The 838-nt window shown below is 70.8% G+C and carries 1 protein-coding gene; it reads right to left on the reverse strand.

The genetic code is table 11. From position 1 onward, the window contains the following. Window positions 1–581: M20/M25/M40 family metallo-hydrolase (locus IE312_RS43155; protein WP_229900785.1), on the reverse strand; the 581-nt coding region annotated here is incomplete at its 3' end. Between the last annotated feature and the right edge of the window lie 257 nt (window positions 582–838).

The raw sequence follows: 838 nt of genomic DNA on the forward strand, positions 1-838 counted from the left end.
TGGGCGGCCTCGACGGCGGCGTTGACCCCTCGATGCGGTTCCTGACCCGCGTGCGCGGCATGGCCGTGCACCACGACCTCGTACCGCGAGGTGCCCTTACGGGCGGTCTTGAGCGCCCCCTTGTCGTCCGCGGCCGCCTCCAGCACGAGGGCGGCCGCACACGCCCGCGCCGCCTCCTCGATCAGCTTCCGGGAGGTCGGCGAGCCGACCTCCTCGTCCCCGGTGACCAGCACGCACACTCCGACCAAGGAGGGCAACGAGGCCAGCGCGTGGAACATCTGCACCAAGCCTGCCTTCATGTCCAGGACCCCGGGTCCCCGGGCGATCCCGTCGGTCACCGACCAGGGATGTGTCCGGAGCGAGCCGATGGGCCAGACCGTGTCGTGGTGCCCCAGCAGCAGCACCCGCGGGGTGCCGAAGGCCCACCGCAGATGGGTCACCCCGTCGATGACGATCGTCTCCGGCTCGGCCCCCAGCAGCCTCGCGCCCAGGGCGCCGACCACCTCGGCACTGCGCGCCACCGCCGCGTGGTCGGCCGAGAAGGACTCACAAGTGACGAGCTCCTCCAGATCGGCCAGCATCGCCGGCAGGGCGAGCGCGGACCCCCGGCTCACCGGCCCCACCTTCGCTCAACTCCTCGTCGTAGCAACACACTTCCCCCTCACATCTCATGGGCGACTGGGGCAGCGACGCGCTCCCCTGCCGGTGCGCCGCCGCGTGAACGACGTTAGGACCGGGCAAGACATGACACCAGCGACTGGATTGCATGGAACCTATGCGTCAGATGAATGGGTTCGGGCAGGATGGCCGATGGCCGGACGAGCGTCCTGGCGGCGGG

This window comes from Streptomyces capoamus (assembly GCF_014654935.1).
Lineage (GTDB): Bacteria > Actinomycetota > Actinomycetes > Streptomycetales > Streptomycetaceae > Streptomyces > Streptomyces capoamus.